Genomic DNA, 7,052 nt, shown 5'->3' with positions numbered 1-7,052 from the left:
GGCGCGGATGGGGCTTGAGCCCATGCGATCTGCGGCGCAGCGGGGAGCGCGGCAGCCCCCGCCGCCAGATGAAGGAAGTGTCTGCGAGGTAGTTTCATAGCGGTCCCTCTCACTCTCAAATGTTGAGAACCAACCCGACTGCTCTGCCTGCGTGACGCGAGTTTACCCTACACATTTGGGACTTTTGCGTCAGCGTCAGCGGTAAGCGAACGAGGTGATCATGTCGCTTTTTGTCACTTTTCGGACGTGCCGCGATTTCGGAGTTGAGTTTGCTTCAGGGATTGAGCGGAAGCTGATCTCCAGCCTGCCAAGGGCGGCTTTTGGCGCAAAGCGGCCGTTAATTTCGGCTGGCCACGCGGGTCCTTCCCAAAACCCCCTCACGGCTGACGAGGTTGGGTGTCAACCTGTCACCGTGTCAACTCAGATTTTGGGATCTGCGGCTGCCGACTTTTTGGGGCGCGCTTGGGCCGTATGGGCTGGGGGGCCGGGAAGGACCCGCTATTTTACAGCGCGCCGGCCCTGATCCGCTGTGCAATGGACCGGCCCGCATCCGTCGCTCCCCACGATAGGCGACCCTCAATCCCAGGCCGCGCATAGTATCTGGCAAGCTGGGTACGGATCAGTTCTTTCAATTCATCGTCGGCCATCTCACTAGCGCTTATGTAACAATCGTACATCGAGAGCGAATTCAGCACGCCGCGCTGCTTGATGGTCATCGACTTTGCGAATGCGATTTGGTCGTTGGTCAGTTTGGTCATTCTCTTACTCTCTAGGCATGCCCTCGGCGTCTGCGCTTGCCTATGCTCGCGAGAATATCCTCACGTGGTGGGAAAATGCTTGGCTGATAGACCCAACCCTGCGCACTCGGTTCGACAGAGAAGCCATGGCCGCGCTGACCGTGGGCATCGGTGCATCGACCGAGGACATATTCGCGGCTCTCGAATGGAGGCGCTTGCGGCTGCGGCAGGACCAGCAGGTGCAGGAGTGGACTGGCCTTCGGTCGATTGAAGATACTTCCACCCCGAGTAATCCCGGAGCCCCCGGCGTATCGTGTCAGATACCTCGCATCACTAGCCAGAGCGCCAAGTGGTGTTGCGTGATTGCTTGGGGGTGTTTCCGAATAAAAACGCTTAGCATAGGCGAGCAAATAATCTCGGTTTATCAATTGGCTAAGCTGCAAGGCGGCAGTTCCCACCTAGCGGTCTGCACATAGGTAAGGGCGGGCTAGAGGGAGTGTCTTTGTTGGTACGGACCGTATGCTGGGTCTGGTAATTGCCTCGCAATCGCCTCTGCGTCAGTCGCGTCATTCTTCGGCCGCTTGACGTAGGGGCTTCGCGTGGCGGCATCAGGGAACGATATGGCCGAGCGCCTGAAGTTCGCGGGACAAATAGTGAGACGAGGCACAGGCCTCAATGCCAACCAGACATGGTGGCACCTTCTGGAAGAACGCAAGGACATGGCGGCGCTTCAACTGCCCGCGCGGACCAACACCTGGCCGGCGGCATCAACTCCGTGCACCTGGAAGACTGACTTGGCGATGTCCAAACCGATTGTATGAAGCCGGCGTTTGTGCGCCGTGCGCTAACCTGATACCGCCACCGTAACTTGCATTTAGAAGTTTCGCAGCTAAAGTCGTTAAGTACGCGGCAGGGCTTGCTCGATAGGGAGGGTTGCTCATGGGCCAAAGGAACCAGAAGCCGGAGCGAGGAATTTGGAAAAACAAGGCTAACATCAACGACCAAGACGTGAAGGTGCTAGATTTTTCATACACAAGTGATGTCCTTGCACAATTGGTCGTCGACGCGTGGGCCAGTAATCCGTTGAAAATGAAGCTACTCAATCACAACAATCAAACTGCCGTCCAACAAGAGCTGGCGAACCGGGGCGTCTTTCTGAATCACCCCGTTGTGCTCTCGGAAGCTGAGTACAATACCGGCTGGCAGCAGGAGGACGACGATGAAGTCGTTTTTGTGTTGCCGGATGAAGCGCGCATCATACCGGCGACGGCAGGGAAAACACTTCTCGAAACGGCCAAATTGCTCATGGCCGTTACGCCGAACGGAATCTAGCGGTGTTGCACTCCGTCTCGGGTGAGGCGGGGTGTCTCTAGCTTGAAGCGATCCTGCGAGAAACCACGCGGGCGTTCACGCGGAAGTGGAGGTTCAAATGGCACGGCTGATCACGGAGTGGGTCAACGTCACGGGCGATATTTCGATCGTCGCTCGCGAGTCGGGAGAGGTTTGGTTTCATACCCCGAGAGGCACAAGAGAAACCGTAGATCCATTCGCGCCACCGATGACAGGTGTGGGCTCGGCGGGCAGCACGGTCGGGCTGCTCGACGGCGCGATAAATCTGGGATTTGCCGGAATCGAAAAGCGCCTTGCGCGCCCTGAGCCGACAATCGCCGGCTATATTGTCGCCTTGGCCGGCGCCTATCACACGTCTGTCGACACGCCTCGAAATCTCCGGCGCGCCGCTGGGCGCTTCAACGAGCTGGGGAGGCCCGAGGTCGCGGCCTACTTGGAAGAGCGTGCGCGCGAGGAGACCGGTCACGACAGGCTCGCGCTCAAGGATCTGCGTGCGCTGGGTGTGCCCGGCGAGCGACTCGTCGCTAGCTTTATCCCGGAGGGCATCAAGCCGCTCTGCAAGCGCTTCGATGATCTCTGCGTCCAGGACTATCCGATGGGCTGCATCGGCTATTCGTACTGCCTAGAACGCATCGCTGCGCTCAAGCAGGAGACCGATATCGAGAAGGTGCGGGCGATGTGTCCGCCTGACGTCGATGCGACCCGCTTCCTCAGAAGTCACAGCTCCCTCGGAAGCGAAGCCGCTCACGTCAAAGAAACGATCGAGTTCGTTGCCTCCCTTCCCGCGAATGACCGTATCAGGGTCGTTCAGGAGACGTATGAATCGGCAGTGATCCTGGCGGAGGGATATAATCACGAGCTTCTCAAATCCGAAGCTGAGATGCTTGAGGAGCTTGAGCAGGCGCTCGGAGAGGCGATCCCGTATCGTCACACCTCATATCCTTTGCACGGTGAAAAGCGCGGCGCTAGGCCCGCAGCATGAGCGGAATAGCGCGATAGTCATCGCAGTTTGGCATGGCGCGAGGCACGAGAAACGACGCGCCGGATGGGTAGCTGGGTAGGGCACCCAGCGCTGGTGTCGTTGCGCCAAGCTGCAGTTGTGCTTCGACGCCGGGGAATGCCAAATATCGGCGGTCAAAGAACGCTCATATGATATCGTTGTGCGGGAGATGATATTGTGCGCGGGAGAACGCTTTCCTGGTTTTAAGCAAAGGCACCAGATGGTGAGTCTGAAGCCAAACTCTTTCTTAATGAACTACGGCAGTGGGCAAGGGCCTCTGCAATGACGAGGACAACAACCACCGACATAGCCGAGTGGCTGGGTGGACACGGTCTAGGCCAGTACGCCAAAACCTTCGCAGAAAACAATATCGACTACTCCGTCCTTCCGGATTTGACGGAAAATGATTTCGAAAAACTCGGAGTATCTTCTCTAGGTCACCGCAAGAAGCTGCTTAGGGCCATTCAAGCATTGACGCCCGCGCGCCAGCCCACCGGCACAGCAAAAGCGGTTGCAAGCGCCACTGTGGTGCCACCCTCTCCTGTACAACATCGCGAAGCTGAATTCCGTCAGATCACAGTGATGTTTTGTGACCTGGTGGGATCTACGCAGCTATCGGAGAAGTTAGATCCTGAGGATCTCCAAAAACTCATTGAGGCGTATCGGGTGGAGTGCAGCGCTGCGATTGGGCGCTATGGAGGCGAGGTCGCCCGCTATTTCGGCGATGGAGTGATGGCATTTTTCGGCTGGCCCCGTGCACATGAGGATGACGCCGCTCGTGCTATTCACGCCAGCCTGGAGATTGTGTCCGGAGTTACGAAGATTTCAGGGCCAGTTACCTTGAATTGTCGAGTGGGTGTTTGCTCGGGTCCGGTTGTTGTCGGTGAAATTGGAGCTAGTGGTACGTGGTCGATGGACGCGGTGGGAGAGACGCCGAATATCGCCGCACGTCTCCAGACCCTTGCCGCTGTCAACACGGTACTCATCTCGGAATCGACGAGGCGACTCGTATGGGCAGCTTTTGATTTTCAGGACCTTGGGCTCCAGGAACTCAAAGGTGTAACTGAACCTCTTCACGTGTATCGCGCGCTCTCGGCAAAAAATACAGCTAGCCGCTTCGAAGCTGCGCATACGGGCTCTCTTACCCCGCTCATTGGACGCTCAAGCGAACTAAGCTTGCTGCTCGATAGGTGGCAGAAAGTCAAAGAGGGTGACGGCCAAGTCATATTGCTCTCGGGTATTCCCGGAGTCGGAAAATCAAGGCTGCTCCACGAATTGAAATCTTATATTCAGCAGGAACCACACGTCTTGCTGCACCATCAGTGCTCGCCATATCACATTCAGAGCGCGTTCTTTCCGGTGATCGGGCAGATCGAACAAGCGGCCCAACTAACAGCTCGCGAGGCGGCAGATAAGATTGCCAAGCTTACAACTTACCTTCCGCGCTCAACTGATAATTCCAAAGAGCCGGTCCTGCTCATTGCCAAACTGTTATCAATCCCTTTTGAAAATCACCTCGAATTATCTGCTCTTACGCCACAGCAAATAAAGAACAGGACGATAAGCACGCTTGTCGACATGATCTTGGCGTTTTCTGTCGAACGCCCCGCCGTCTGCATCTTCGAGGATGCGCATTGGTCAGATAACTCGACCCTTGAGCTGCTTGAATCGGTTATCAGCCGGATCGACCACGCCCGCGTGCTACTTATTGTGTCGTGCCGGCCTGAGTTTCGCCCCACGTGGATGACCCATGCGAACACCACCATGCACTCGATTACTCGATTGTCGCTCACCGAAGTGAATGCGATGATCCGAGATATTTTGAGGGGAGGGAACATGCCCCAAGCGGTGCTCGACCGGATCATCCAAAAGGCCGATGGAGTCCCGCTATTCATAGAGGAACTGACGAGCAGTATGTTGAGTGCGCCTTTCCGAACCCGAGGCACTTTCGAGCGCGCAGCGCAGCCAGCATTACTCAGGGTTCCGGACACGCTGAGTGATGCATTAATGGAGCGGCTCGACCGCGTTGCGCCGAGTCGCAAGCTTGCACAGATTGCGGCTGTGATTGGGCGTGAGTTCTCCTATGATCTCTTGTCGGCTGCATCGCAAATTGACGATGATGAGATACTGTCGGCCCTCTCGCTGCTCGAACAGGCTGACATCATCTATCGAGCCGGAATTTCGCCTGTCCTTCGTTTCGCCTTCAAACATGCATTGTTGTGTGACGCAATCTACGACTCTTTGCTTAGGAGTAAGAGGCAGCAGATACACGCGGACATCGCGGCAATCTTAGAGCATGACATTTCGGAGCTCGCCGAAAATCAACCCCAAGTCCTGGCCTATCACTATCAAGAAGCAGGCAATCACCAACGCGCCATTCGTTGCTGGTTCGAGTCTGGGCAGGGCGCGCTAGCGCATTCCGCCAACGTCGAAGCGATTGCTAGCTTCCGAAAGGCCCTTCAGCTTCTGGGCGCTTTGCCGGAAACGCCCGAACGGATCAAACAAGAAATTGACATTCAATTGGCGTTGGGAATACCGCTTATCGCCGTTCAAGGATATGCGTCGGAGGAAATCCGCGAAGTGTTTTCGCGGGCTCATACCTTATGTGTGCAACTCGGCAACATCCCTGAGTATTTCCAAGCCCTGTTTGGGTTGTGGGGGCACTGCTGGATGGGCGGAATGAATGATGATGCGCTCCGCTTTGCTGATGAGTTCCTGTCACGGGCGCGAGCGTTGTCCCAACCGGTTCCGCTAATGGTGGCTCATAGAGTGATGGGCAGTACGTTATTGACGATTGGGGACTTCCAATTGTCAGCGGACCATTTCGCGGAGTCGATCAAACTCTCGATTGGCAAAGGAAAACAGCCCCTATCCAATCTTTACATGGTGGAACCTCAAGCGGCTTCACTTCTGCTCCTATCTTGGGACTTGTGGTTTCTGGGCTATCCGGATCAATCCCTTGCCCGCGTTTCGGAAGCGCTTGCCTTGGGACGAGACCTTGGCCACCCCTACACGGTGGCGTTCGCTCATTACATGACTTCCGTTGTGCACCTTCTGCGCGGGGAGGCAGCTCGCGCCTTCGAAAGCGCCGAAAAAAGCTTGGAAATGTCAAAAGAACAGCGGTTTTCGCTGTACGCGATTTTGTCGCGAGTTTCACGAGGCCGAGCAGTCGGCGACCTGGGCCAACTTGGAGAGGCCCGGGCCGAAATAGCACTGGGAATCGACGAAGCGCGACGTAATGGCGTCGGCTTCATGCTTCCGATGATGGAAAGCTGGCTGGCGGACATGCACGCCAAGGCTGGCGAAAATAAATCCGCACTATCGATTGTCGAGAGGACTCTGGCCAGTATCGGTGACGTGACTGGCAGATCATGGGAAGCAGAATTGCATCGGCAAAGAGCGAAAATTCTTTTAGCACTCAACCCATCGAAGATAAGCGAAGCTGAGTCTTATCTTACGAAGTCCATTGAAGTGGCGCGCCGTCAAAGCGCCAAATCCCTGGAATTACGCGCCGCGACAACCCTTGCAGAAATCTGGCAGAACCAAGGAAGATCTGATGAGGCGCGGGTGCTGCTAGAACCAATCTGCCGTTGGTTTGAGGAGGGAGCCGAAACAGCTGACCTCAAGCGGGCGCGCGCCGCTCAAAGCACCCTGGACTGATCCCTCACCTCCTCAACCGTTGATTAGTTAGTTTCAATGCCTGCGCATTATCTCGCGGTGGGATTAACTGGACATGAAATCGCAAACGTGACAGCCAACTATAATACAGAGCTTCGCAAGCCGATCGGAACCGAAGCCACCAACTGGCGGCGTAGTTGATTGATGGTAGCTCCCGGTGGTAGCATTCGCGCAGCAGCCAAGCTGATTTGTCGTTGTTTTATCAGGGTTTCTGCAGTTGCTCATCGTCTCCCCTAGGGAGCGCCAGCAGCAACAGAAGACACGATAATTCAAGAACATCGTACAAA

At 56.0% G+C, this 7,052-nt stretch carries 4 protein-coding genes and 1 pseudogene; 3 read left to right on the top strand and 2 right to left on the bottom strand.

Annotated elements, in window-relative coordinates:
- Nucleotides 1-503: 503 nt before the first annotated feature.
- Nucleotides 504-758, bottom strand: coding sequence for a hypothetical protein (locus JQ611_RS13990; protein ID WP_212263366.1), 255 nt, complete (start codon nucleotides 756-758; stop codon nucleotides 504-506).
- Between the two features lie 476 nt (nucleotides 759-1,234).
- A pseudogene (locus tag JQ611_RS41720) lies at nucleotides 1,235-1,551 on the bottom strand (IS110 family transposase); the annotation flags it as partial.
- 125 nt (nucleotides 1,552-1,676) lie between these two features.
- Between JQ611_RS41720 and JQ611_RS13980 the strand changes: the two are divergent.
- The 3 genes from JQ611_RS13980 to JQ611_RS13970 all read left to right on the top strand — a co-directional run bounded on the left by JQ611_RS13980 (nucleotide 1,677) and on the right by JQ611_RS13970 (nucleotide 6,747).
- Nucleotides 1,677-2,069, top strand: a complete 393-nt coding sequence (locus JQ611_RS13980; RefSeq protein ID WP_212465754.1) for a hypothetical protein — start codon at nucleotides 1,677-1,679, stop codon at nucleotides 2,067-2,069.
- A 97-nt stretch (nucleotides 2,070-2,166) separates the two neighbouring features.
- Nucleotides 2,167-3,069: a hypothetical protein gene (locus JQ611_RS13975; RefSeq protein ID WP_212465753.1), complete on the top strand. Its 903-nt coding sequence runs from the start codon at nucleotides 2,167-2,169 to the stop codon at nucleotides 3,067-3,069.
- A 300-nt stretch (nucleotides 3,070-3,369) separates the two neighbouring features.
- Nucleotides 3,370-6,747 (top strand): adenylate/guanylate cyclase domain-containing protein, encoded by a 3,378-nt coding sequence (locus JQ611_RS13970; protein ID WP_212465752.1) that lies wholly within the window; start codon nucleotides 3,370-3,372, stop codon nucleotides 6,745-6,747.
- Nucleotides 6,748-7,052: the final 305 nt, after the last annotated feature.

It is taken from the genome of Bradyrhizobium sp. AUGA SZCCT0182 (assembly GCF_018130185.1).
In the GTDB taxonomy this organism is placed as follows: Bacteria; Pseudomonadota; Alphaproteobacteria; order Rhizobiales; family Xanthobacteraceae; genus Bradyrhizobium.
This window is presented reverse-complemented; position numbering and strand designations above follow the sequence as displayed.

What these genes read in the sequence shown, in the direction of transcription:
- JQ611_RS13990 (WP_212263366.1), bottom strand. Translation starts at nt 758, where the DNA reads ATGACCAAACTGACCAACGACCAAATCGCATTCGCAAAGTCGATGACC.
- JQ611_RS13980 (WP_212465754.1), top strand. Translation starts at nt 1,677, where the DNA reads ATGGGCCAAAGGAACCAGAAGCCGGAGCGAGGAATTTGGAAAAACAAG.
- JQ611_RS13975 (WP_212465753.1), top strand. Translation starts at nt 2,167, where the DNA reads ATGGCACGGCTGATCACGGAGTGGGTCAACGTCACGGGCGATATTTCG.
- JQ611_RS13970 (WP_212465752.1), top strand. Translation starts at nt 3,370, where the DNA reads ATGACGAGGACAACAACCACCGACATAGCCGAGTGGCTGGGTGGACAC.